This is a genomic window from Ruegeria sp. AI2 (assembly GCF_056541275.1).
This window is the reverse complement of record NZ_JBQFYB010000009.1, coordinates 1-21,124: the sequence shown is the minus strand read 5'-3', so window position 1 is coordinate 21,124 and position 21,124 is coordinate 1. Positions and strand designations below refer to the sequence as shown.

The window sequence follows — 21,124 nt, the reverse complement described above, 5'->3', positions numbered from 1 at the left end:
TGCAGCATCTCTTTAGCCCCGATGGTTGCCGATCTGCTGTGCCGTGGCGCGTGTGTCGGGTCAAGCCATTGCCCGCGCCAGATAGTCGTCGATCATGTCTGCAAAACTCTGTTCAACGCCAAACTCGAACCCGTCCTGATACCGCATCACCAACGCCTTGAGGCCAAAGACCTCGGTATAGGTCACCGCGGCTGGCCCGAACACGCTGTCATGCAAATCCAGCGGGCAGGCAATCGCCATGATTTCAGCAGCATCTGGGCCGGTCACACGGAAGAAAGTCATCGTGTCTGAAAACCGTACTATACTGATATCCGCAGGACAATCTGTGGGTTTCAGTTGCTCATCCAGCGCCTCTTCCCGCACCAGCGGTGCGCGAGCTATCCAATGATCGCGACCGATGAAGAACAATTCCGTGCCGTCCTTTTCGGTGCGATGATTGGGGCGGTCTGGAAAACCTGGCAAGGCTTCGCCAACCCAAGCCCCAACTACCTCGGCATCCCCTTTAAGGTCGAACAACGCGGTCAGCCCGCAGCGTTGAACCGTGACATCATAGCTCATCTCAGGACCTCAGCAGCTTGCCTTCAGGATCATGGAACACCGGTTTTGTCACCGTAACCGGGATCACATCATCCTTCAGCCGGACATGGGCGGTTTCACCCTGACGCGCATGGCCGTTTTCCAACAAGGCCAGTCCGACCCAGCGATTGCTCACTACGCTCCAGACACAGGCGGTGACCAGCCCATCGGTCGCCTCTTTCCGGCCTCCGGGCGTCAGGGGCGCACCTTCGGGGATTTGCCGGTTGGGATCTTCAGGCAGGATACCCACCAGCTCGCGCCGAGAAGCCTCGCGCGACCGGCGAAGCGCGATCGACCGCTTGCCCAGGTAATCGGGCTTTTTCTTCGACATCGCCCAGCCCATGCCCAGATCAAAGGCGTCGACGGTTCCGTCAACCTCGTGCCCTAATGACAGGAACCCTTTTTCAACCCGCAGCACGTGGCTGGATTCGGAACCGACTGGCAGGATACCAAATGGTGCGCCAGCCTCCATCACATTGTTCCACAGCTCGGCCATATGGCGGGGGGCGACGTTGACTTCATAGGACAGTTCTCCGGTAAAGCTGACACGCACGACCCGCGCTGGCAGACCGGCGACAGTGCCATCGCGGAAGGACATGAACGGGAACGCCTCGGGCGAGAGGTCGATGTCGGTGCCAAGCGCCTGCATCACCTCACGCGCTTTGGGGCCGCAGATGGTGGCGTTGTTCCACTGGCTTGTGACCGTGGTGATCATCACCTGCCAGTCGGGAAACTCGGTCTGCAGCAGCTTTTTCATATGCCGGTTCACCGCATCCGCATGGCCAGTCGATGTTGAGACCAGCCAGCGGTGTTCATCCAGCCGGAAGACGACGCCATCGTCAAGGATCAGCCCATCTTCGGACAGCATCAAACCGTACCGCCCATCACCCGGCTTCAGGCTGGACATGATGTTGGAATAGATGAAATCGAGAAACTTTGGAACGTCGCTCCCTTTCAGCTCGAACGTCCCAAGCGGAGAGCCATCATAGACCCCGACGCCTTCCCGCACCGCGCGACATTCGCGGTTCACGGCCTCTTGCAGGCCTTCACCTGGTTTCGGGAAGTATCCTGGACGCCGCCAGCGGGCACCGGCCTCATACATCACTGCGCCATTGTCCTTGTTCCACTGGGTCACAGGAGTATGGCGATAGGGGAACAACCCCCACCCTTCGCGCAATCCGCCAATGGAACCGAAAGAGACCGGCGTGTAGGGCGATCGGAAGGTGGTTGTGCCAACCTCTTGCAGAGGCAGACCCTTTTCCATCGCGACAGTGCCGATAATATTGATGTTACCGGTCTTGCCTTGATCAATGCCCATGCCACCGGTGGTGTAACGTTTGACATGCTCGACATTGTCATAGCCTTCACGCAAGGCCAGATGCACATCACTGACGGCCACATCGTTCTGAACATCCAAAAAGGCTTTGCCGCGCTGCCCCGGAACATCAACCCGCCAGAGCGGTTCAATCGCGTAGGGCAGATCTTCACCACCCTCAACAATCCGGTCTAGCGTCAAATCACCTGCCGCCGCGCCCACGGCCCGGCACGCTTGCACGGCTTGATCGGGGCAAAATGCGGCAAGATCCTCGTCAAATCGCAACGTGCTGCGGGACTGAGACCACAGGTGCACCGTTGGGTTCCACCCCCCAGAGCAAGCCAGCAAGTCGCAGTCGATCCATATCCCTGAACCGCCGGATTTCGGCACAGCCTTTACAGCGCGGACACTCTTGTGCCCTCGAACCGCGCAAACGACAGTTCCAGCATGCACCGTTATCCCGGAGACCAGATCCAGCGCCGCCTGCGGCACCGTGTTGCGACTGTCTAGGATGGCAGTAACTATAGCGCCTGCCGCAGATAAATCAGCGGCCACTGCATAGGCGCTGTTGTTGTTGGTAAACAGAACCGCGCACTGTCCGGGCGTCACACCCCAGCGGTTCACATATGCCTGCACCGAAGAGGCCAGCATTACGCCGGGGCGGTCATTGTCGCTGAACACCAACGCACGTTCCGTAGCGCCGGTTGCGATCACAACTTCCCCCGCACGAACGCGCCAGCTGCGTTCAAGGATCGAATCCTGCTTGGGGCTGCGCTCATTGACAATCATCAGATTGTGCTCGCGATAAGCCCAGACGGTTGCGTTTTGCAGATGGGTTACGTTCTCCATTCCGGCCAGCTCGATCACCGCATCGGCCACCCAGTTCATTGCCGGACGACCGCCAATTCTCAGATTCCGATTGAGCAGGCTGCCGCCCGCGTCGGTTCCTTCATCGGCCAGAAACACGCGCTTGCCCGCACGGCCTGCTTCAAGCGCGGCCTGCAATCCGGCAGGACCGGTCCCGGCTATCAGCACGTCAGCATGGGCATGACGTGCTTCGAAGTGACCCGTTGACGGAGGGTTGGACGGAGCGGCGGCCAGACCTGCGGCCTTGCGGATCGACGGTTCAAACAAGTGCCAGTTGGGCCATTTGAATGTCTTGTAATAAAATCCGGCAGGGATGAAGCGCGTGAACAACTGGTTGATACCGCCCAAATCGAACTCGGGCGAGGGCCAGCAATTGACCGACCGTGCGCTCAGGCCATCGCGTAAAGGGACGGTGGTCGCAGGGCGGTTGCCCGAGGCATCTTCGCCCTCCAGCTCCACCAACGTTGACGGTTCTTCCGGGCCGTGGCCCATGATCCCGCGCGGGCGGTGATATTTGAAACTGCGGGCCGTGACGCTCACGCCACTTGCTAGCAAGGCTGAGGCCAATGTATCGCCTTCGAACCCCTCAAAAGATTTGCCGTTGAACGTGAATCGCACGGGGCGGTTTCGATCGATACGCCCGCCCGAGGCGCGGCGATTATTCTGTGCCATCGGGCGCCTCCACAATGTCATGGGTCCGGGTGTCACGCCAGATCGTGAACCATTCACCACATCCGCGCGCGTGCCACCACTTTTCCTGAACCGGACCCAAGGGGTTTGGTGTCACGGTCAGGTATTCGACCCATTCCTCATCGGTGGCGGCGTTGGGGTCCGGGCGGTCGGCCCCAACCGGGCCGCCATGGATAAATTCGCTTTCGTTGCGCTTGCCACAGAACGGGCAGGTTATCAGCAACATGTCCTGTCCTTTCCTATCGCGCAGTTGTGGTTCCGGCTTCCATCACGAAGTCTAGATGCCGGAACCGGTCGAGCGTGAAGGGCGCCATCAGCGGATGCGGCGCGCCCTTTGCCACCAGATGCGCTAGTGTCAGCCCGCCCGCAGGAATCGCCTTGTATCCGCCCCACCAACCTGCGGTGACAAAAAGGCCCGGAACCTCGGTCTGGTCCATGATAGGCGAGGCATCATGGGTAATATCCAGATGCCCACCCCATTGCCGCATCAGCTTGAGTTTCTTGAAACTGGGAAACAAAGACAGCATTGCAGTCACTGTGTCCTCGAAAACATGCTGCTTGATGTCCCGACGGAAGCTTTGCCCCAGATCGGGTGCACCGCCGATCACCATCTCGCCCTTGTCGGACTGGCTGAAATAGAACCCGCTGTCGGGGCAGTTCACGATGACATCAACCAGAGGTTTCACCGGTTCGGACACAAAAGCCGTCAGGTTCATCGTGCGCAGCGGCAGTTTCAACCCTGCGGTTTCGGTCAGAGTTGTCGTATGGCCCGAAACGGCAACCACCACCTTCTTTGCCTTCACAACCCCGCGATTGGTTTCGACGCCTTCAATCGATCCGTCTGCTCCGCGTATTAGGGACTGAACCGCCGTCTGCTGATGAATTTCGGCCCCGCGCGCGTCAGCCGCGCGGGCATAGCCCCAGGCCACGGCATCATGCCGGTTCACGCCCGCGTCCGTATGCACCATGCCGCAGATGACCGGCAGGCGCGCACCCGGCCCGCCTCCTGTCAGCGCAGGAATACGACGCCTCAACTCCTCGGTCGTGATCTGTTCGTAGGTCGAGCCATATATGTCCATCGTCAACTGCCGCCTGCGCAACTCACGCAGTTTAGGCCAAGTCTGCACCACGTCCACCATGGTGCGTTTCGAGTGCATCATGTTGAAGTTCAGCTCATCCGTAAGCCCTTCGTACATGGCGACGGATTTGACGTAAAACGGGATCGACTCGTCCCGCATATAATTCGAGCGGATCGTGACGGTGTTTCGGGCAATATTTCCGCCACCCAGCCAGCCGCGTTCAAGCACAGCTACATTTGTGATGCCAAATTCCTTGGCCAGATAATAGGCAGTTGCCAGCCCGTGGCCGCCAGCCCCGATCACGACCACATCGTAGCTGTTTTTCAATGGCGGGCTGCGCCATGCCCGAGGCCAGTTGCGGTGACCTGACAGCGCATTTCGAGCAAGTGAGAACACGGAGTAATTTTGCATGGTGGTAATAATGTTTATCATTAAGCATTTTTCGTCAATGCTTTTTTGCCCGCCTGCTTCCAAGAGCTCGACAAACTCCGCCCTATGCGGTTCCGAATTTTTCGATTAAGCTAATGTCATGAGTTTTCGCGTAGCGCAGTTCCATCAACGCCTTGCCGGTAAATGGTCGGCGCGCTCGTTATGGCCCTGTTTCATCATCAACTGCCGCAGCTCACCAACCCTGTAATGCCAGATAAACCGGGTGCAATGCGCCTGCTGTTTGCAACCGCCTCAGAAAAAGAGGCGCAGGATATGGACGTTACATGACACAGAAATCAGACCTTAATACCCTTCAACAGGCCTATGCGCGCGACGGAGTTGTGCTGTTGAAACAGGTATTGTCGCAGGACTGGCTAAACAGATTGCGCCGGGCTGTTGACGATGAAACCGCCAAGGGCGACCGCTATTTTGCCTATAAGAACATGCGTGAGCATCCGGGTGTGTTTCAAGACTACTGCCTGACCTCGGACGTTGGCCAACGCGTGGCCGAGGTGGCGGGCAGCCCCTGGACCTCGCTAATCTACGACCAGATATTTGCCAAAGATCCGGGGACAAAAACCCAGACGGGCTGGCACACCGATCAACCCTATTGGCCAGTGGCCGGACCAATCATGACCATGTGGATAGCTCTTGATCCGGTCGACCCGGACAATGGCGCGCTGGAGTTCGTTCGTGGATCACACGCTTGGGGTGCCAAGTACCGGCCTTTCAAAACCGACCAGCTTGGGGCGTTCCTGCACTATCTTGAGGAAGACAACCCCGACTATATCGACATGCCTGATTTCGAGGCCAACCGCGCCGCCTACGACATCTTTCACTATCCAAAGATGGAGCCCGGCGACGCGCTGGCCTTTGACGGCATGATCGTGCATTCGGCGATGGGAAACCGAACCTCAACCCGGCGTAGGCGTGGTTATGCCATCCGCTGCGCGGTGGACGGCGCGACCTATCAGCCGCGTGATGCCGTCACCGAATGGCTGCATGATGACAACCTGCGCCCCGGCGCGCCCTTCGCGGGTGGTCGGTTTCCCGTGATCTACAGGGCTGCATAGCCTCTGGTCGTGCCGTCGATAACTTGACGTTGTGCCGTTGACGTCGCAGGGTTGGGCCATGACCATCATGACCCAACCTTTTGGATGCTATTACAACGCCACATAGATGGCGCGGTCCGTGATGTTCAGTCAGAAGGTGCCGCCACAGTGCGGCTTTTTTTTCATCTCGCTTCTGTGGCAGAGAAACAGGAGGCAAAGATGAAACCCACCAATCTCAACCCAAAGGTACATATCCGGGGTGTGGAGCCCGATGACATGCCTTTTCTGCTGTCAATGATCCGCGCTCTGGCCGCACATCACGATGATGTCCCAAACATCAACGCCGCAGTGTTGGAGCGGGATGTGTTCGGCAATCCGCCATGGGTCTATATGCTGGTTGCCGAAACGAAGGGCGAGGTCATCGGATATGTCGCCCTGAGCCCGCTCACACAGTTACAGCTAGGCCGTCGCGGCATCGACATGCACCACCTCTTTGTTGGACGAACGTATCGCGGTATGGGTGTCGGGCGGCAACTTATCGAAAGCGCAAAACAAAAGGCGCGTGCGTTGTCCTGCTCTTACATGACGGTCGGCACCCACCCCGAAAATTCAGAAGCCCAAGCCGCCTACCTGGCCTGCGGGTTCGAGCGACGGGACGCAGTGCATCCCCGGTTTTACTTCCCCCTCGATACCTAGTGGGCTTCAGAACCGGCCACCAAATCTTACACCCGATCAACTATGTTGATCGGGATAGCCTCAGCCTCAATCGCGCGGTCCAGAGCTTTGCGGAACAGTTTGGCCCCTGCGTCCAATCCAAGATCAATGTGTGGCGACTTGGCGTTTTTCATGCCCAAGTGAACCTTCTCCAAAACCTCCTTATCCTCAAGAAACGCCATCCGCGCGCCATCATTCATAAATTCGGACACCTCGGCGTTATCGGGATCGGAATTGCGGTGCTGGAACCAAAAATACCGGGTCCGATCCTCATTTATCGGGGTCATGAAGTTGTAAGAGATGTTGATGAAGGTCTCGGCAACGGGCGGTTTGTCATAGCCGCCAGTCCCGACAGGCGTGTAGATGGATTTGTTCAGCCCGATCGCGGGCATGCACATCTCATAATGTTGCAGCCGGTCGCAATCCCCGTCAAAGGCCACCAGTTTCGCGTAGTAAGGCGATGGCGGCTTGTTCTCGATCCAGCGCGAAACGATTACGCCTCGATCTGTTCTATTCACATCCAACGGCTCTTCATCCGTGCCTGCACCTGCAAAGGACGACACATGAACCCAGGCCACATGGCTGGGGTCCAACAGGTTGTCGCAGACCCACAGGTAATGGCAATCAATGTCCATCACCCCGCCATCGGTTTTTCCCCAGCTTGGATCATCGAAATTATCAATCGGGAATATTTTGTCAGGATCGGCCAGCTCCGGGTCGCCCATCCAGATCCATAGAAACCGATAGCGATCCACCACCGGGTAGGATCTAACAACCGCCCGACGCGGGGTCATGCCACGCTGGGTCGGGCTATCAGTGCATTTACCCGAGCAGTCGAATTTCAAACCGTGATAGCCGCATTCCACAACATCACCGATCAGGTTGCCATTGGACAGCGGCAACTTGCGATGCGGGCAGGCATCCTCAAGCGCGACGGGGGTGCCGTCCTTCTGTCGATAGAACACAATGTTTTCACCCAGAAAGGTCTCGGCCTTCAGGTCGCGCCCGATATCCTTGCTCCAGGCGGCGACATACCAGCAGTTTCTCAGAAACATGGACGGGCTCTCCTGTTGGTCAGATTGCTTGCGCCAGTATGGGCGGATGCCCCTCCTCGTGCCATGCCGGAATGGTAATGGCTTATATAAGTCTGGCTAATTTCAAACATCCGCCGGGGCGGGGATTGCCGGCTGCTCTGCGACCTCAGCGTGAATCCAATTCAGGAATTCGGCCACTTTCGAACTGTCCTTGGCCTCTTGCGAGCGCACCAGCCAATAGGACAGGGGCGATTGCGTCATCTCGGCAAAGGGACGGATCAGGCGGCCATCCGCCAGCATATCAATGACCAACGGCTCGCGTCCCAAGGCCACGCCCAAGGCTTCGATAGCCGCCTGAACGACCATGTTCGACTGCCCCAGCCGCCGGGTGCGCATCGCGGCCGGCAGGTTCAGGCCGCATTGTCGCGCCCAAAATTCCCATGTCGGGCTGGCCGCTCCGTGATGCAGGTTTTCATCCACCAGCATCGTGTGCCGCGCCAGATCCTCAACCCGGTGCAATTCAGGCCGCAGTGAGGGCGCGCAGACCGGGAACAAACGCTCGGTCATCAGCAAATCTACCTGAAAACCGGGGTAATCGCCCAAGCCATAGCGAATCCCCACATCCGCATCTGCACCGGAAAACGGGTATTGCCCAGTATCTGTCGCAATGGAAATCGACAGGTCAGGATGCGCCAGGTCGAAGCGCAAAAGCCGCGGAAACAGCCAATTGAAGGCAAAGCCCGGAAGGCAGGAAATCACGATGGTCCGGTCGCTGCGCGTCTTGTCCCGAAGCTGCATACACACATCCGAGATACGCCCCAGCCCCTCTGAGATCGCATGTGCCAGTTGCTCGCCTTCGCGGGTCGGGCGTGACTGGCGTGCGCCGCGCACCAACAGGTCGCGCCCCAGCCATTCTTCCAACGAGCGGACATGCTGACTGACGGCGCTTTGGCTGACGCCTAACTCTGCCGCGGCAGAGGAAAAACCCGAATGCCGCACCACCGCCTCGAAGGCGCGCAGAGCGGAATAGGGCAGGTTCAGGATCATATTAGCTACTCTAATGCCAACCATTATTACATTCAAATGGATTAGGCGAACCAATCCGGCCTAACCTATGGTGACCGGAACCCGCAGGAGACGGCTATGTCGGACATCACCCCCGAGCGTGGCGCGCGCAATCTGTTGTCGAACTGTGCTCGTGCAGCGGCAGGAGACCGGCTGCTGATCGCCTACGAGTCTCCCGAGTTCGGATATTTCGATGCCGACAGTGTTGAGATCGTGTCGGGCGCCGCCCGCGCGATGGGCCTGTCGGTAGATGCTGTGGATGTGGGGTTCAACCCAGGCAATCCACATCTGACCTCAGATCTTCTGGCCCGATTCCAAGCAGCCGATATTATCCTGTTTCTGGCGCGCCTTGGGGATCAGCTGCGGTTTTCGGACATGCCGCAGGGAAAGAAGATCATCGTCAGCTTTGCCCTCAGCCGAGAGCTGTTTGGATCAGGCTTTTCCAACGGCCATCACGACGCGTTCATGGAGCTTAAAACCGCGGTCAATTCAGTGCTGAACATAGCGCAGGATGTGCGCTTTACCTGCCCACTTGGCACGGATGTAAGGGGGCGGCCAGAGATGAACCTGGATCCGTCCGGCGACACCTCAATCCTGCGTTTCCCTATGTCCGTCTTCACTCCGGTTCCGGCCCACAGCTTTTCCGGCCGGGTGGCACTGATGTTCCTGACCGGCACGGGGTCGAAATACTATGATGAATATACAATCGAATTCGACCGACCGGTGTTTGCCAAACTTGACAAGGGCCGCCTGACAGGGTTCGACGGCAACCCCAATGATGCCGCCCGGGCCGAAGCACATTATGACCGGGTCGCCGGGCAGTTCGATATCGACCGCAATTTCGTGCACTCATGGCACGCAGGTATTCATCCCGGCTGTGGCTATCCCTGGGACATGCGCGACAATTACGAACGATGGGGGGGCGCAGCCTTTGGCAACCCGCGCATCCTGCATTTCCACACCTGCGGAGCTTACGCGCCGGGTGAGATTAGTTGGAACGTGTTCGACCCGACCATCGTGATAGACGGCGTGACCTTTTGGGAACACGGTGTTTTCCACGCCGACCGGTTGCCCGGCGGGGCGCAGATTCTTAGCCACTATCCTTGCGCCGCCGGGCTGTTTGCCCGTCCCGAAACGGATATCGGTTTGCGCGATGCAGGTTGACTTTCAGGCTTGATTGATCGTCCCGCCTCGCGATAGGCTTTTGGCAATAGGACCCGGCAGAAAGGGCCCTATGGTGCGGAGCACTCCCGTCTCCGGTGCCGGATCACACGATGAGGGCGAAGCCCCTGCTCCGGCAAAAATTGTGGAACTCACATGTCACAAGCAATCGTAACGCCTCTGACTCAGGCTTTGGCTGAAGGCAAGCTAACGCGTGAAGAACTAAAGGGATTTATGCAGCGATCAAACGGCCCCGGCCTGCGCCATCTAGCGCTTTGGATACTGGTGCTGGCCTGCACAACCACTCTTGTCACTTTGGCTTGGAACAGTTGGCTGGTCTGGCCCGCCATGTTCCTGCAAGGCATCGTACTAGTGCACCACTTTTCGCTACAGCATGAATGTGTGCACTACACTGTCTTTCGTACGCGGTGGCTGAATGATCTGGTCGGCCAGATTTGCGGGCTGATTATCGTACTGCCACATCGGTTTTTTCGCTACGAGCATTGCGATCACCACACCTATACGCAACTGACCGGCGAGGACCCCGAGCTTATCCCGCTACCCAAAACCATTGGCCAATACCTTCTGTACCTGTCCGCCCTGCCCTATTGGCGCGGTAAGTTCACCGAGTTGTTCCGCCACGCCGCCGGACGCCTCAGCGAAACTGAGCTGCGGTTCATCCCGAAGGTCGAACATCAGGCTGTGTATCGTGATGCCCGCCGCATGCTGATCATCTATGCGGCCGTCTTTCTGGGCATGGCTATCACCGGCTGGTGGGGCCTGATCTGGTACTGGGTCATTCCACTGTTTCTGGGTGAGCCGGTGATGCGCTTTATCCGAATGACGGAACATGTCGGTCGCCCGACCGTGACTCAAATGTCCGAAAACACACGTACAAATCTGGTTTCCGCGCCATGGTCGTTTCTGTGCTGGAACATGAACTACCATGCCGAGCACCACTATGTGGCCTCGGTTCCTTTCCACGCCTTACCCCGCCTGCATGAAAAGCTGAAAGACCACATTCATGTTGAGCCCGGAGGGTATCTGGCCGCACATCACGAAATCCTGCGGCAGATCCGGCAAAAGGCAGGGGCGTGATCCATGGCGGATGAAAAACCCTGGAAAGATGTTATCGAAACAGATCGGTTGGAGAAAAACTGGGTCACGCGGGTCGAAGTGGGCACGCGTTTGATTGCGGTTTACGACACACCCACCGGAGTTTTTGCTTCACTGGCTCTGTGCAATCACGGCGGCGCTGATCTATGTGACGGGTATTTTGATGGACATGTCATCGAGTGCCCCTTGCATCAGGGCGCGTTTGATGTGCGGGACGGCCACCCCGTGTCGGCTCCTGCCACGCGGCGGATGAAGGTGTTCGAAACGCGGGTTGAAAACGGCATGGTGCAAATCAAGGTATAGACTTGGCCAGCGTTAGACCGGTGCCGGTAACCCCGGCATCGGCACATAACCCGGCAAAGCCTCGATCCGTGCTATCCATGCGCGTATCGCAGCGTATTCTGTCAGTGAAAGCCCACCCTGATAGGACAGCGCCGTATAGGGATAACAAGCCAGATCCGCCAGTGTCAGCCGATCACCGACCAGCCAGTTTTGCCCGGACAAGGTGTGTTCCATAGTTTCCAGAGATATCCGGCCCAGTGCCTGTGGCCCCTCAAGTCGATGTCGCGCTCGAACAACACGATTGCCCGGGCCGTTGCGATCCCGTGAAAAATCTCATTCACCGAGAAAAACAATCACTGTTGATTCTCGCCGTTTTTCTCGGCGGATGCGGGCGTCCAAACGGGTGAGCCATATTTTTGCGCCAGGTACACCATGATCGCGGTGCTGTCGCGTAGGACAAAACCATCATCATCCAGAACAGGCACCTTGTTCAGTGGATTGATCTGCAGGAACTCAACTTGTCTTTGATCCCCTTTCAGCAAATCCACATCGACGATCTGGTACTCTATTCTAAGCATGGACAGAAGCATGCGTATCTTGTGGCAGCTCCCCGATAGCCGAAAGTCATAAAGCTTTATCATCAGGGCGGTTGCCTTAGCGCTTGTCCGAGCGTTTCTCCAACCGCGCGAACAATCGACTGAGCCCAAAACAGACAACAAAGTAGAAGGCGGCCGTGGTGATCCAAGCCTCAAAGATCATGCGGGACGAGGCCACAAGCTCAACCGTTTTGTAGGTCAGTTCCTGTACCGAGATCAGCGACAGGATCGAACTGTCTTTGATCAGCGAGATAAACTGGTTCGCCAACGGCGGCACCACTTTCTTCATCGCCTGTGGCAGAACCACATAACGCAATTCTTGAATGCGGCTCATGCCGATAGACCGCGCCGCCTCACGCTGACCTTTGGGGATCGACTGGATACCGGCGCGGACGATTTCACCAACAAAGGCGCTTTCGAACAGAGCCAGAACAATTACGCCCGACACCAGTGAGGGGAAGCGGCGCATGTCGCCGAAGAAGAACTCCCAGATTTGATTGTCGTCCTGCCGCGCAATCGCACGGGACCAGCGATCTAGGCTCAGCGCATCGATCAGCTGTTGCGAAAGGAAGAAAAAGAAGATGAAGACAACAACGACTGGGGGGACGTTGCGTAAAAACTCAAGATACGTGCGGGCCAGCATTCGGATCGTAAGATTTCCGGAACACCGCGCCACGCCCAGAATGGTGCCCAGGATCAGGGCAAGAATACCGGAATAAAAGCTTATACGGATCGTCGCCACAAGGCCCTGCAACAGCAGGTTGGCGAAGTATTCCTCGCGCCCCGAATGCCAGCCGACAACATAGCCCGGGATCAGTTCCCACCGCCATTTGTAGTTCAGCGTGCCTTCGATCGACAGCCAGATATACCCGAAAAAAGCGATCAGAGCCACCACGATCAGATAATCTGGCCATCTCAGTTTCTTCAGGAAATCTTGCACCGGGATTGCTCCGCCTCAGGGTCGGGGGCGGCAATGCCGCCGCCCTTTGATTTAGTCACTGAGCAACCTGATCGGCCCACTCTTCTGTTGCGAACCAATAGTTGTGACGCTCTTCCAACCAACCCGAACGCCATTGCTGAGCAATCCAATTGTTGAAGAAGTTCAATGCATCCGGATCACCTTTGCGCATAGCAAAGGCTTCGCCGCGCGGATCAAACAGATCACCTTCCATCACGCGCAGAGTTTCAGGATTACGCCCTGCTTCCCGGTTGGGGGTAGGCTGTGAAGCCATTGTTGCGTGTGCATTTCCGTTAAGAACTTCTTGCGTCGACGCACCATCTTCATCAAATAGCAACAAGTTTGCCTCGGGGAAGTTTTCCGCGATCACAACAGCGGGCGTTGCACCGCGACGGGCCGCGAATGTCACGTCTGCAGAATTCAGATCAGCCTGAGTCATTCCATCTGTCAGTTCCTTATTTACCAAGATGGCCAGACCGGAAAAAGCATATGGATCGGTAAAGTTGACAGTCAGGTTCCGCTGCGGCGTCACAGACATGCCCGAGATGATCACGTCGAAATTGCCCGAAACCAGCGCCGGAATGATACCGTCCCATGCGGTGGGAACAAATTCAACTTCGACCCCCATGTCTTCGGCCAGCTTGCGACCGACATCCAGTTCGAAACCGATCAGGTCACCGTTCTTGTCGCGCATCGACCACGGTACGAATAGCGACAGCCCAATGCGGATCACTCCATCCTGCTTGATGGTTTCAATCACACTTTCGCTGGACAGGTTCTGCGTTGTGCTTTGCGCCCAACCTGATGTGGCGACGCCTGTTGCAACGACCGCGCTCAGCGCCGCCCCCAACATTCTGCGAGAAAGCTTCATCTTGGTTCTCCTTGTTGTCCGACATAGTTTTCAGTTTTATTGGTCGACGGCATATTTCTTCTCCAGATGGGTTACGCCGATCGACAGGATCAGGGTCACCACCAGATAGACCAGTGCAATGGTGAACCAGATTTCGAAACTCATGTAGGTATCGGATATGATGTTGCGTCCAAACGTGGTCAGTTCAGCCACCGCGATCACGCTTACAATCGCTGAGGATTTGATCAGGTGAACTATCTCACCGGTCATCGGTGGCAGCATGAACCGTACTGATTGCGGCAGAATGATATAGCGATAGGTCTGATACGGTGTCATCCCGATCGAATTTGCCGCCTCCCACTGACCCGTGGGAATTGCGTTGATACCAGCGCGGAAAATCTCGGAAATCAGGGCCGAATGAAAAACGGCAAGCGTCAGGATACTTGCCGTGTACCGGTCAAACCCAAAGATCGGCCCGAGCACATAATAGAAAAGATAAAGCAGAACCAGCAGCGGAATATTGCGGATCAGTTCTAGGTACCCCACGGCAACCGCTGACCCGATGACCAACCCCGATAGCCGCAACAGAGCCACCAAAAGGCCTATCGCCGTTGCCAGAAAAAAGGCGGCCACCGACAGTTGGATAGTGGCTACAAGCCCAATTGGGATTTCACCCCATTCAAACCCGACCTCGGTATTGCGGTACAGGAATTGCGGCACACGATACCATTGCCAGTTATAACCCATACTCTTCGCCCCGGCGTAAGCGCCATAGGCGATTAGACCAACAATAATGGAATAAATGACAACGGATATCAGGACCGAGTCGAAAAACCGCTTGTGAAACGGTGGCTTTGGCAACGGCTGGCCCTTTGGCCCGGATATGCCCAGATCGCTCACGTTCAATGCGCCAGAATCTGATCCAGGAACAAGCGGCACCGTTCGCTGGAAGGGTTGGTAAAGAACTGTTCAGGAGGCGATATCTCGACGATCCGACCCGCCTCCATAAAGACCATCGTGTCTGCGACCTTGCGGGCAAACCCCATTTCGTGGGTAACCACAACCATGGTCATGCCGGTTTTGGCCAACTCGACCATGACGTCCAAAACTTCGTTGATCATTTCCGGATCGAGCGCCGAGGTCGGCTCGTCAAACAGCATGATCCGGGTTTCCATGCACAAAGAACGCGCAATCGCCACGCGCTGTTGTTGCCCACCCGATAGTTGCGCCGGGTATTTTTCTGCCTGTTCCGGGATATGCACACGATCCAGATATTTGCGCGCCGTTTCTTCGGCCTGGGCCTTGGAGATCTTGCGCACTTTCATCGGGCCAATCATGAGGTTTTCAAGAACCGTCAGGTGCGGAAACAGGTTGAACTGCTGGAACACCATGCCAACTTCCTGGCGCAGTTCGCGGATCTCTTTGGCGCCGTCATAGACTTCGATCCCGTCGATGACGAGGCGACCGGAATTGTGCCATTCCAACCCATTGAAGCAGCGGATCAACGTCGACTTACCGGAACCGGACGGACCACAAATCACGACCTTCTCGCCCTGATGCACCGTCAGATCGATATTCTTAAGCGCATGGAACGAACCATAGAATTTGTCCAGATTGGTCACTTCGATCATCGGAGTGGCTTGGTTCATGTTGTGCCTATCTGGGTTCGGGACGCCGTGCCCGGTTGCCTTTTACGGTTTCGCGCGCATCGGTCCCTTTGAAGATACGTCTGGATGCCTGGGCCGATTGTCCCGCGCAGGGCAGTGGACCGATGTAACGGGACTGACGCTGCGATTGAATGGGGCAGCCTTCCAAGGCCAGAAACATCCCAATGTCGTTGCACTCTGATTAATATGGTTGCTTAATATGCAATACTCGTCAATAAAAAACTCAGGGCCCTAGTTTAGACCGCCCGATATTTGTGCCGACGATCAAAGGAGGAACTGAGAATGTCTGCCTGGATCAGGATGATCTCCGACGAAGATGCCGACGCACCGCTGCAAGCCACTCTGGACTTGGCGCGAACGCCGCATGGAACGGTAGACAACGTGATGCGCGTTCACTCTTTGCGGCCCAACACCATGAAAGGGCATGTGATTTTGTACCGGGCCTGTCTGCACGACGAGGTCAACACAGTTCCGATGTGGTTTCAGGAAGTGATCAGCTCTTATGTATCCACGCTCAACACCTGTCCCTACTCTTATGCCAATCACTGGGCCAACGCGCGTCACCTGATCGCCGACGACGCGCGCGCTGACAAGATCGAGGCCGCTCTCACGTCTCACCGCCCGCAGGACGCATTCGAAGGCGCGCATCTGGAAGCGCTAAAATATGCCGAGAAGCTGACAGTCTCGCCAGGCAAGATGGTCGAATCGGATGTTGCCGCCCTCAAAGAGGCGGGATGGACGGATGGAGAAATTCTCGAAATCAACCAAATCGTCGGCTATTTCAACTATGCCAACCGATTGCTGAATGGCCTTGGTGTCACAACTGATGGCGACGTGGTGGGGTATTACGGTAGCGAGTGAAAGGACGGATCATGCAAGGGGACCCTCCGGGCAGACAGATCGACCGCGCCATTGGCGCTTCGCTGAAAGAATTGCGCCAAAGCCGCAAACAATCTGCACGTCGACTTGCCGAGCAATCCGGCATCTCAGCCGCCATGGTCAGCCGTATCGAAAATGGATTGGTTTCCCCGTCAATCGACACACTCGCCGCGCTGGCCGAGGCCCTTGAAGTTCCGATCGTTTCCTTGTTTCGCGAGGCGCGCACCGACCACACCGACTATACCCTTGTGCGTCATGGCGAAGGGCTTAAATCAACCCGCATCTCGGCAGGGCACAGCCACGAATATGTCAATCTGGCGCTGCATTCCCGCAAAGACCTGCGGTTCCAGGCGCGGCGCGTCACATTGCTGCGCGAAGGAGGTCCGCCGCCCACATATGTCGGCCACGGTGTGGTCTTTGTGCAGGCCATCGAAGGTGAGGCCGTATATCGATATGGCGAGGCACGCTTTACGCTGTCAGCAGGTGACTCCATCAGCGTAGATGCCGAGCTCAACCACGGGTTCGAAGAAGTTCTTACTCCCGAATTTGTGTTCCTGACGGTTCAGGCCGAGCGCCCATGAAATTCTGGTGACATGGCACAGGCGATCGACCTTGACCTGACAAAAGGTTCCATTGCGGGGCACTTTCGAACATTGGCAATCCCCGGCGCGTTCGGAATGCTGTTCAGCACGCTCTACAACATTGTCGACATCTTTTTCGCCGGGCTACTGTCTACCAGCGCGCAGGCCGGGCTTGCCCTTGGGTTTCAGGCCTTCTTTATTTCGGTTTCAGTCGGCGTCGGATTGGGAGCCGCGATGAGCGCGCTGGTCGGCAACGCCTTGGGCGCAGGCGACAACCGAACGGCGCGGCGTCTTGCGGCACAGGGAATAGCATACGGGCTCGTTGCGTCTTGCCTGCTGGCCTTGGCCGGGTTGTGGTTCGGTCCTTGGCTCGTAAGGCTGGTCTCTGAACCTGGCGTGTATCGGGATGCCGGATTGCGCTATTTCTACTGGTTGCTTCTAGCAATGCCCGGTTTCCTTCTGGCCCATGGCTGTAACGGTATCCTTCAGGCCCATGGCGATGCAGTTTCCATGCAGCGGGCACTTGTTGTGGCTTTTGCGGCCAACATCATTCTGAATCCGCTTCTGATCTATGGTATCCCCGGCGTGATCCCAGGCATCGGCTTTGACGGTCTGGCGCTCTCCACCGTGATCAGCCAGACCGGTGTGATGGTTTTTCTAGTTCGGCAGGTTCTGCGGCGACGGCGGATGAAACGCATGCGCGCCGCCTATTTCAAACCACGTCTCAAACGGTTTGCCGAGATTTCTCTGCAGGTTCTACCCACGGCTGTATCTTTTTCGGTGATGCTCATTTCGGTCTTTGTAATTCAGTTTGCGCTGAAGCTGTTTGGGGAGCATGCCATTGCAGGCTATGCAATCGCCATCCGCCTTGAACAGGTCTTGTTGCTGCCCATCTTGGGCGTCACTGGGGCGCTGCTGCCGATTGCGTCCCAGAATTTTGGCGCACGTGACAGTCAGAGAGTGCGGGTCTCGCTGTTTTATTGCTGGCGTGTGGGCTGTGTCATGTCCCTGATCGCGATCCCAATCCTTTGGTTCGGAGGCCCTCTGCTCATGCGCCTGTTCACGGACGATCCCGAAGTAACTCGCGTCGGCGTCAGCTACCTGCGCGTCGACAGCTTGATACTGCCCTTCTACATGATGCTGTTTTCGATCAATTCGCTGCTGCAAGCCTTTAAAAAACCAATCTGGACAGTTTGGATCAGCCTTTATCGTCAGGGCTTTGGAGTCGCATTTTTTGTCTGGGTGTTCATTGGCCTTCTGGGGTTCAATGAAATAGGAGTGTGGTTGGGAACTGCAGTTGCTGTTCTGACCGGCTGGGGCATCGCAATGGTCTTGACCGCACGCATCGCGCGGACTGAGATCAATGGATTGTGGATACCCACCTCTTGTTCATGAATATTGGGGTCAGGACTCGTTCTTGCTTCATAGCCAGAATATGACAGTGGCGGCGAGAGCAATGGCGGAGAGGGAGACCTTTGGGCACCTGTCATAGCGGATTGCCACACGCTGCCAATCCTTGAACCTGCCGAACATAATTTCGATCCGATTGCGCCGCTTGTAGCGGCGTTTGTCGTATTTGACGGTGGCCTTGCGTTGCTTCCGACCAAAGATACATGCGCGTATCCCTTTGTCTTTCAGGGCTTCTCCGACCTAATGGGCGTCGTACCCTCGATCTCCGAGCAGCCATTCGGCATTGGGCAGGCTGCTCAAAAGTGCCTTTGCCCCGATGTAATCACTGACCTGCCCGGCGGTAACAAAGAGATTCAAAGGTCGCCCTTTGCTGTCACAGATGGCGTGCAACTTGGTATTCATGCATAAGCGGTGCTTTGGCCCCACCTTCCTTGTGAGCGTGTGATCTGCGAGTCCCTGTGTGATGTAGTTATGCAGGGATTTTCTCCATGGAGCGCTCAACGGAGTTTCTCACGGATATTGATGCGTTTGTTGGGCCTCGGGGCCATCGCCGGTGGCCGGATGCGGTGAAGGCGAGGATTGTGGCCGAGACGCTGGTTGAGGGAGCGACGGTCCGGGATGTTGCAGCGCGGTATGATGTCAGGGCCAATCACTTGTCGTCGTGGCGTCGGCTGGCGCAGGAGGGCAAGCTGGTGCTGCCAGCCTTGCCCGAGCCGGAGCCTACATTTGCACCGATGGTTATCGAAGATTTAAAGGACCGTCCGGTGGCAGCTGAAGACGCAACGCTTGAAATTGTCTTCGGCGATGTTGTGATCCGGTTGGACGCGGCAGCCCCGACCGCGCGGATTGCGGAGATTGTCCAGGCGCTCGGTGAATGATCTTCCCGTCGAACTGGGTGCGGATCGTGGTGGCGACCAAACCTGTGGACTTCCGCAAGGGCCATGACGGGCTGGCGGCGCTGGTGAAGAACGAGCTGCGCAAGGAACCGTTCACCGGGACGGTGTTTGTGTTCCGGGCCAAGCGGGCGGATCGGCTGAAGCTGCTTTACTGGGACGATGAGCCATTGGAACGCCATTGGTCCGAGAAACAATGGCGAATGGGCTGGTGATGACGTATAAGCGGCTGGAGGAAACGACCTTCACCTGGCCTGGGGTCCGGGATGGTCCGATGTCGCTTAACCACGCTCAGTTCGAGGCGCTGTTCGCTGGGCTCGACTGGCGTAAAGTCAAGGCTCTGGCGGCGCGTCCGCCGGCTGCGGCACAGTGACTCGGCGCCACGTTTGGGCGGGCATCCGGTTGCTGATCTTGATAGATCGGTGCCATGATTGCGACGGCTGATCTTCCTGATGACATCGATGCGCTAAAGGCCATGATCGTGGCCCAGGGCGAGCAGAATGCGCGTCTGGAAACCTTGGTCGCGGCGCTCAAGCAGGACCTCTTCAGGCGCAAGTCCGAGAAGGCCAATCCGGATCAGTTCGAGCTGGCGTTGGAAGATATCGAGACCGGGATTGCGTAACTCGAGGCCGCTGGCGAGGCCAATCCGCTGGTCACACCGACACAAACCTCGAAGCCGCGCAAGACCAACCGGGGATCGCTATCGAAATACCTGCCGCGCATCGAAGAGGTGATCGAGCCCGAGACCACAATCTGTGGCTGCGGCCATGATCGACACGTCATTGGCGAAGATGTCAGCGAACGGTTGGATATCGTGCCTGCGCAGTTCCGTGCGATTGTCACACGGCGCCCGAAATATGCATGCCGGTCCTGCGAGGGTGGCATCCTCCAGGCTCCGGCACCGGCGCATCTGATCACCGGTGGCATGCCGACCGAGGCCACAGTGGCGCATGTGATTGTCAGCAAATAGGCTGATCATTTGCCGCTCTACCGCCAGGCGCAGATCTACAGCCGCCAGGGCATCGATTTGGACCGTTCGACACTCGCGGCCTGGATCGGTCGGGCAGCGTTTGAACTGACCCCGGTCTATGACGCGCTGCTAGACGATCTGAAACGTTCCAACAAGCTGTTCATGGACGAGACCACGGCACCGGTCCTGGATCCCGGACGCAGTGAAACAAAGACGGGATACCTCTGGGCGCTTGCCCATGACGACCGCCCCTGGGACGGAGACGATCCACCCGGCGTGGCCTTCACCTATGCGCCAGGTAGATCTGGGCAATATGCAGATCAGATTCTGAAAGGCTTCAGCGGCATCCTGCAGGTCGATGGCTATGCGGGCTATAACCGGCTGCTCAAACGGCCCGTGCAGGATATTGAACTAGCCTATTGCTGGGCACATGCCCGGCGCAATTTGCACGAGGTATCTCAGACCGGCACCACGCCCATCGCAGACGAGGGCCTTCGCCAGATCGCCGCCCTCTACCAGATCGAAAAGGACATCCGCGGCCAGAGCCCCGAGGCGCGCCAGACTGCCCGGCAGGAACGGTCAAAAACCGATCATCGATGAATTTGAAGTCTGGCTCGCCGCCAATCGCGCACGTGTCTCGGCCAAATCCCCACTCGGCGAGGCCCTCAAATGCATCGCAAAATACTGGGGCGGCCTGACCCTGTTCCTTGACGACGGCCGCATCGAAGTCGACAACAACGCCGTCGAACGCTCCATTCGGCCCATCGCGTTCAACAGAAAGAACGCCCTCTTCGCAGGCCACGACGCCGGAGCACAAAATTGGGCCATGATCGCGTCATTGATCGAGGCTGAGCCTCCCCAACTGAACTGGTCCACCGCTATGTTTAGGAAACGGAGGACCAAGAATGGCAAACAAGCGACCGAAGCCCGAAGAGATTGT

Annotated in this window: 24 protein-coding genes and 2 pseudogenes; 13 read left to right on the top strand and 13 right to left on the bottom strand. The window is 57.1% G+C overall.

Annotated elements, in window-relative coordinates:
* Window positions 1-60 precede the first annotated feature (60 nt).
* From ACR0LL_RS15020 to ACR0LL_RS15005, 4 genes are read right to left on the bottom strand one after another with little or no spacing between them, the layout of a single operon-like run.
* Complete coding sequence (locus tag ACR0LL_RS15020) at window positions 61-558, bottom strand: sarcosine oxidase subunit gamma (protein ID WP_480588036.1); 498 nt, start codon at window positions 556-558, stop codon at window positions 61-63.
* A gap of 1 nt (window position 559) precedes the next feature.
* Window positions 560-3,430, bottom strand: a complete 2,871-nt coding sequence (locus tag ACR0LL_RS15015; protein WP_480588034.1) for a 2Fe-2S iron-sulfur cluster-binding protein — start codon at window positions 3,428-3,430, stop codon at window positions 560-562.
* Window positions 3,417-3,674 (bottom strand): sarcosine oxidase subunit delta, encoded by a 258-nt coding sequence (locus ACR0LL_RS15010; protein WP_480588032.1) that lies wholly within the window; start codon window positions 3,672-3,674, stop codon window positions 3,417-3,419. The genes ACR0LL_RS15015 and ACR0LL_RS15010 overlap by 14 nt, the downstream gene beginning before the upstream one ends.
* A gap of 13 nt (window positions 3,675-3,687) precedes the next feature.
* On the bottom strand, window positions 3,688-4,938 hold the full coding sequence (locus ACR0LL_RS15005) for an FAD-dependent oxidoreductase (RefSeq protein ID WP_480588030.1): 1,251 nt from the start codon (window positions 4,936-4,938) through the stop codon (window positions 3,688-3,690).
* Window positions 4,939-5,118: 180 nt separating this feature from the next.
* Between ACR0LL_RS15005 and ACR0LL_RS15000 the strand changes: the two genes are divergently transcribed.
* The 3 genes from ACR0LL_RS15000 (at window position 5,119) to ACR0LL_RS14990 (ending at window position 6,704) form a co-directional block, all read left to right on the top strand.
* Window positions 5,119-5,244, top strand: a complete 126-nt coding sequence (locus tag ACR0LL_RS15000; RefSeq protein WP_480588028.1) for a hypothetical protein — start codon at window positions 5,119-5,121, stop codon at window positions 5,242-5,244.
* The gene (locus tag ACR0LL_RS14995; RefSeq protein ID WP_480588026.1) at window positions 5,241-6,029 is read left to right on the top strand and encodes a phytanoyl-CoA dioxygenase family protein; all 789 of its coding nucleotides are present in this window, start codon (window positions 5,241-5,243) and stop codon (window positions 6,027-6,029) included. The genes ACR0LL_RS15000 and ACR0LL_RS14995 overlap by 4 nt, the downstream gene beginning before the upstream one ends.
* Window positions 6,030-6,227: 198 nt before the next feature.
* The gene (locus ACR0LL_RS14990; protein WP_480588024.1) at window positions 6,228-6,704 is read left to right on the top strand and encodes an N-acetyltransferase family protein; all 477 of its coding nucleotides are present in this window, start codon (window positions 6,228-6,230) and stop codon (window positions 6,702-6,704) included.
* Between the two features lie 26 nt (window positions 6,705-6,730).
* On the opposite strand, the gene ACR0LL_RS14985 is transcribed toward ACR0LL_RS14990, so the two are convergent.
* Together ACR0LL_RS14985 and ACR0LL_RS14980 are read right to left on the bottom strand one after the other, a co-directional pair.
* The gene (locus ACR0LL_RS14985) at window positions 6,731-7,777 is read right to left on the bottom strand and encodes an aromatic ring-hydroxylating dioxygenase subunit alpha (RefSeq protein WP_480588022.1); all 1,047 of its coding nucleotides are present in this window, start codon (window positions 7,775-7,777) and stop codon (window positions 6,731-6,733) included.
* 102 nt (window positions 7,778-7,879) lie between these two features.
* Window positions 7,880-8,803, bottom strand: a complete 924-nt coding sequence (locus ACR0LL_RS14980; RefSeq protein WP_480588020.1) for a LysR substrate-binding domain-containing protein — start codon at window positions 8,801-8,803, stop codon at window positions 7,880-7,882.
* A 96-nt stretch (window positions 8,804-8,899) separates the two neighbouring features.
* Here ACR0LL_RS14980 and ACR0LL_RS14975 point away from each other — a divergent pair, with 96 nt between their 5' ends.
* From ACR0LL_RS14975 to ACR0LL_RS14965, 3 genes are all read left to right on the top strand, one after another.
* Window positions 8,900-9,985 carry a hypothetical protein gene (locus ACR0LL_RS14975; RefSeq protein WP_480588018.1) on the top strand — a complete coding sequence of 362 codons (1,086 nt, stop codon included), beginning with the start codon at window positions 8,900-8,902 and terminating at the stop codon, window positions 9,983-9,985.
* Between the two features lie 153 nt (window positions 9,986-10,138).
* The gene (locus ACR0LL_RS14970) at window positions 10,139-11,080 is read left to right on the top strand and encodes a fatty acid desaturase family protein (RefSeq protein ID WP_480588016.1); all 942 of its coding nucleotides are present in this window, start codon (window positions 10,139-10,141) and stop codon (window positions 11,078-11,080) included.
* A gap of 3 nt (window positions 11,081-11,083) precedes the next feature.
* Window positions 11,084-11,401, top strand: a complete 318-nt coding sequence (locus ACR0LL_RS14965; RefSeq protein WP_480588014.1) for a non-heme iron oxygenase ferredoxin subunit — start codon at window positions 11,084-11,086, stop codon at window positions 11,399-11,401.
* Window positions 11,402-11,413: 12 nt separating this feature from the next.
* Here ACR0LL_RS14965 and ACR0LL_RS14960 read toward each other — a convergent pair whose 3' ends face one another.
* The 6 genes from ACR0LL_RS14960 to ACR0LL_RS14935 form a co-directional block, all read right to left on the bottom strand.
* Window positions 11,414-11,614: a glutathione binding-like protein gene (locus tag ACR0LL_RS14960; RefSeq protein ID WP_480588012.1), complete on the bottom strand. Its 201-nt coding sequence runs from the start codon at window positions 11,612-11,614 to the stop codon at window positions 11,414-11,416.
* A 119-nt stretch (window positions 11,615-11,733) separates the two neighbouring features.
* Window positions 11,734-12,021 carry a glutathione S-transferase family protein gene (locus tag ACR0LL_RS14955; RefSeq protein ID WP_480588010.1) on the bottom strand — a complete coding sequence of 96 codons (288 nt, stop codon included), beginning with the start codon at window positions 12,019-12,021 and terminating at the stop codon, window positions 11,734-11,736.
* 13 nt (window positions 12,022-12,034) lie between these two features.
* Window positions 12,035-12,916 carry an amino acid ABC transporter permease gene (locus tag ACR0LL_RS14950; RefSeq protein WP_480588008.1) on the bottom strand — a complete coding sequence of 294 codons (882 nt, stop codon included), beginning with the start codon at window positions 12,914-12,916 and terminating at the stop codon, window positions 12,035-12,037.
* A gap of 55 nt (window positions 12,917-12,971) precedes the next feature.
* Window positions 12,972-13,805: a transporter substrate-binding domain-containing protein gene (locus tag ACR0LL_RS14945; protein WP_480478031.1), complete on the bottom strand. Its 834-nt coding sequence runs from the start codon at window positions 13,803-13,805 to the stop codon at window positions 12,972-12,974.
* 36 nt (window positions 13,806-13,841) lie between these two features.
* The gene (locus ACR0LL_RS14940; RefSeq protein WP_480588006.1) at window positions 13,842-14,684 is read right to left on the bottom strand and encodes an amino acid ABC transporter permease; all 843 of its coding nucleotides are present in this window, start codon (window positions 14,682-14,684) and stop codon (window positions 13,842-13,844) included.
* Window positions 14,685-14,686: 2 nt separating this feature from the next.
* Window positions 14,687-15,433: an amino acid ABC transporter ATP-binding protein gene (locus ACR0LL_RS14935; protein ID WP_480588004.1), complete on the bottom strand. Its 747-nt coding sequence runs from the start codon at window positions 15,431-15,433 to the stop codon at window positions 14,687-14,689.
* A gap of 300 nt (window positions 15,434-15,733) precedes the next feature.
* Here ACR0LL_RS14935 and ACR0LL_RS14930 point away from each other — a divergent pair, with 300 nt between their 5' ends.
* The 3 genes from ACR0LL_RS14930 to ACR0LL_RS14920 are packed head-to-tail and all read left to right on the top strand — an operon-like array spanning window position 15,734 to window position 18,306.
* A complete protein-coding gene (locus ACR0LL_RS14930; RefSeq protein ID WP_480588002.1) occupies window positions 15,734-16,312 on the top strand; it encodes a carboxymuconolactone decarboxylase family protein in 579 nt (192 codons plus the stop codon).
* Window positions 16,313-16,323: 11 nt separating this feature from the next.
* Entirely contained in the window at window positions 16,324-16,911 is a 588-nt protein-coding gene (locus tag ACR0LL_RS14925; protein WP_480588000.1) for a helix-turn-helix domain-containing protein, read from the top strand.
* A gap of 12 nt (window positions 16,912-16,923) precedes the next feature.
* Complete coding sequence (locus tag ACR0LL_RS14920) at window positions 16,924-18,306, top strand: MATE family efflux transporter (RefSeq protein WP_480587998.1); 1,383 nt, start codon at window positions 16,924-16,926, stop codon at window positions 18,304-18,306.
* Window positions 18,307-18,333: 27 nt separating this feature from the next.
* Here the strand turns inward: ACR0LL_RS14920 and ACR0LL_RS14915 are convergent.
* Window positions 18,334-18,786, bottom strand: a pseudogene (locus ACR0LL_RS14915) (IS5 family transposase); the annotation flags it as partial.
* Window positions 18,787-18,809: 23 nt separating this feature from the next.
* Between ACR0LL_RS14915 and tnpA the strand changes: the two are divergent.
* The 4 genes and pseudogenes from tnpA to tnpC form a co-directional block, all read left to right on the top strand.
* Window positions 18,810-19,199, top strand: coding sequence for an IS66-like element accessory protein TnpA (tnpA, locus tag ACR0LL_RS14910; protein ID WP_480587996.1), 390 nt, complete (start codon window positions 18,810-18,812; stop codon window positions 19,197-19,199).
* Window positions 19,196-19,429, top strand: a complete 234-nt coding sequence (tnpB, locus tag ACR0LL_RS14905) for an IS66 family insertion sequence element accessory protein TnpB (protein ID WP_480587994.1) — start codon at window positions 19,196-19,198, stop codon at window positions 19,427-19,429. Before tnpA ends, tnpB (ACR0LL_RS14905) begins: the two co-directional genes overlap by 4 nt.
* Entirely contained in the window at window positions 19,429-19,587 is a 159-nt protein-coding gene (tnpB, locus tag ACR0LL_RS14900; RefSeq protein WP_480587992.1) for an IS66 family insertion sequence element accessory protein TnpB, read from the top strand. The genes tnpB (ACR0LL_RS14905) and tnpB (ACR0LL_RS14900) overlap by 1 nt, the downstream gene beginning before the upstream one ends.
* A 54-nt stretch (window positions 19,588-19,641) precedes the next feature.
* Window positions 19,642-21,031, top strand: a pseudogene (gene tnpC / locus ACR0LL_RS14895) (IS66 family transposase); the annotation flags it as partial.
* Window positions 21,032-21,124 lie beyond the last annotated feature (93 nt).

What these genes read in the sequence shown, in the direction of transcription:
- tnpA (WP_480587996.1), top strand. Translation starts at nt 18,810, where the DNA reads ATGGAGCGCTCAACGGAGTTTCTCACGGATATTGATGCGTTTGTTGGG.
- ACR0LL_RS14980 (WP_480588020.1), bottom strand. Translation starts at nt 8,803, where the DNA reads ATGATCCTGAACCTGCCCTATTCCGCTCTGCGCGCCTTCGAGGCGGTG.
- ACR0LL_RS14975 (WP_480588018.1), top strand. Translation starts at nt 8,900, where the DNA reads ATGTCGGACATCACCCCCGAGCGTGGCGCGCGCAATCTGTTGTCGAAC.
- ACR0LL_RS15000 (WP_480588028.1), top strand. Translation starts at nt 5,119, where the DNA reads ATGGCCCTGTTTCATCATCAACTGCCGCAGCTCACCAACCCTGTAATG.
- ACR0LL_RS14945 (WP_480478031.1), bottom strand. Translation starts at nt 13,805, where the DNA reads ATGAAGCTTTCTCGCAGAATGTTGGGGGCGGCGCTGAGCGCGGTCGTT.
- ACR0LL_RS15010 (WP_480588032.1), bottom strand. Translation starts at nt 3,674, where the DNA reads ATGTTGCTGATAACCTGCCCGTTCTGTGGCAAGCGCAACGAAAGCGAA.
- ACR0LL_RS14960 (WP_480588012.1), bottom strand. Translation starts at nt 11,614, where the DNA reads ATGGAACACACCTTGTCCGGGCAAAACTGGCTGGTCGGTGATCGGCTG.
- ACR0LL_RS14955 (WP_480588010.1), bottom strand. Translation starts at nt 12,021, where the DNA reads ATGATAAAGCTTTATGACTTTCGGCTATCGGGGAGCTGCCACAAGATA.
- ACR0LL_RS14995 (WP_480588026.1), top strand. Translation starts at nt 5,241, where the DNA reads ATGACACAGAAATCAGACCTTAATACCCTTCAACAGGCCTATGCGCGC.
- ACR0LL_RS15020 (WP_480588036.1), bottom strand. Translation starts at nt 558, where the DNA reads ATGAGCTATGATGTCACGGTTCAACGCTGCGGGCTGACCGCGTTGTTC.
- ACR0LL_RS14935 (WP_480588004.1), bottom strand. Translation starts at nt 15,433, where the DNA reads ATGAACCAAGCCACTCCGATGATCGAAGTGACCAATCTGGACAAATTC.
- ACR0LL_RS15015 (WP_480588034.1), bottom strand. Translation starts at nt 3,430, where the DNA reads ATGGCACAGAATAATCGCCGCGCCTCGGGCGGGCGTATCGATCGAAAC.
- ACR0LL_RS14970 (WP_480588016.1), top strand. Translation starts at nt 10,139, where the DNA reads ATGTCACAAGCAATCGTAACGCCTCTGACTCAGGCTTTGGCTGAAGGC.
- ACR0LL_RS14925 (WP_480588000.1), top strand. Translation starts at nt 16,324, where the DNA reads ATGCAAGGGGACCCTCCGGGCAGACAGATCGACCGCGCCATTGGCGCT.
- ACR0LL_RS14965 (WP_480588014.1), top strand. Translation starts at nt 11,084, where the DNA reads ATGGCGGATGAAAAACCCTGGAAAGATGTTATCGAAACAGATCGGTTG.
- ACR0LL_RS14920 (WP_480587998.1), top strand. Translation starts at nt 16,924, where the DNA reads ATGGCACAGGCGATCGACCTTGACCTGACAAAAGGTTCCATTGCGGGG.
- ACR0LL_RS15005 (WP_480588030.1), bottom strand. Translation starts at nt 4,938, where the DNA reads ATGCAAAATTACTCCGTGTTCTCACTTGCTCGAAATGCGCTGTCAGGT.
- tnpB (WP_480587994.1), top strand. Translation starts at nt 19,196, where the DNA reads ATGATCTTCCCGTCGAACTGGGTGCGGATCGTGGTGGCGACCAAACCT.
- ACR0LL_RS14985 (WP_480588022.1), bottom strand. Translation starts at nt 7,777, where the DNA reads ATGTTTCTGAGAAACTGCTGGTATGTCGCCGCCTGGAGCAAGGATATC.
- ACR0LL_RS14930 (WP_480588002.1), top strand. Translation starts at nt 15,734, where the DNA reads ATGTCTGCCTGGATCAGGATGATCTCCGACGAAGATGCCGACGCACCG.
- tnpB (WP_480587992.1), top strand. Translation starts at nt 19,429, where the DNA reads ATGACGTATAAGCGGCTGGAGGAAACGACCTTCACCTGGCCTGGGGTC.
- ACR0LL_RS14990 (WP_480588024.1), top strand. Translation starts at nt 6,228, where the DNA reads ATGAAACCCACCAATCTCAACCCAAAGGTACATATCCGGGGTGTGGAG.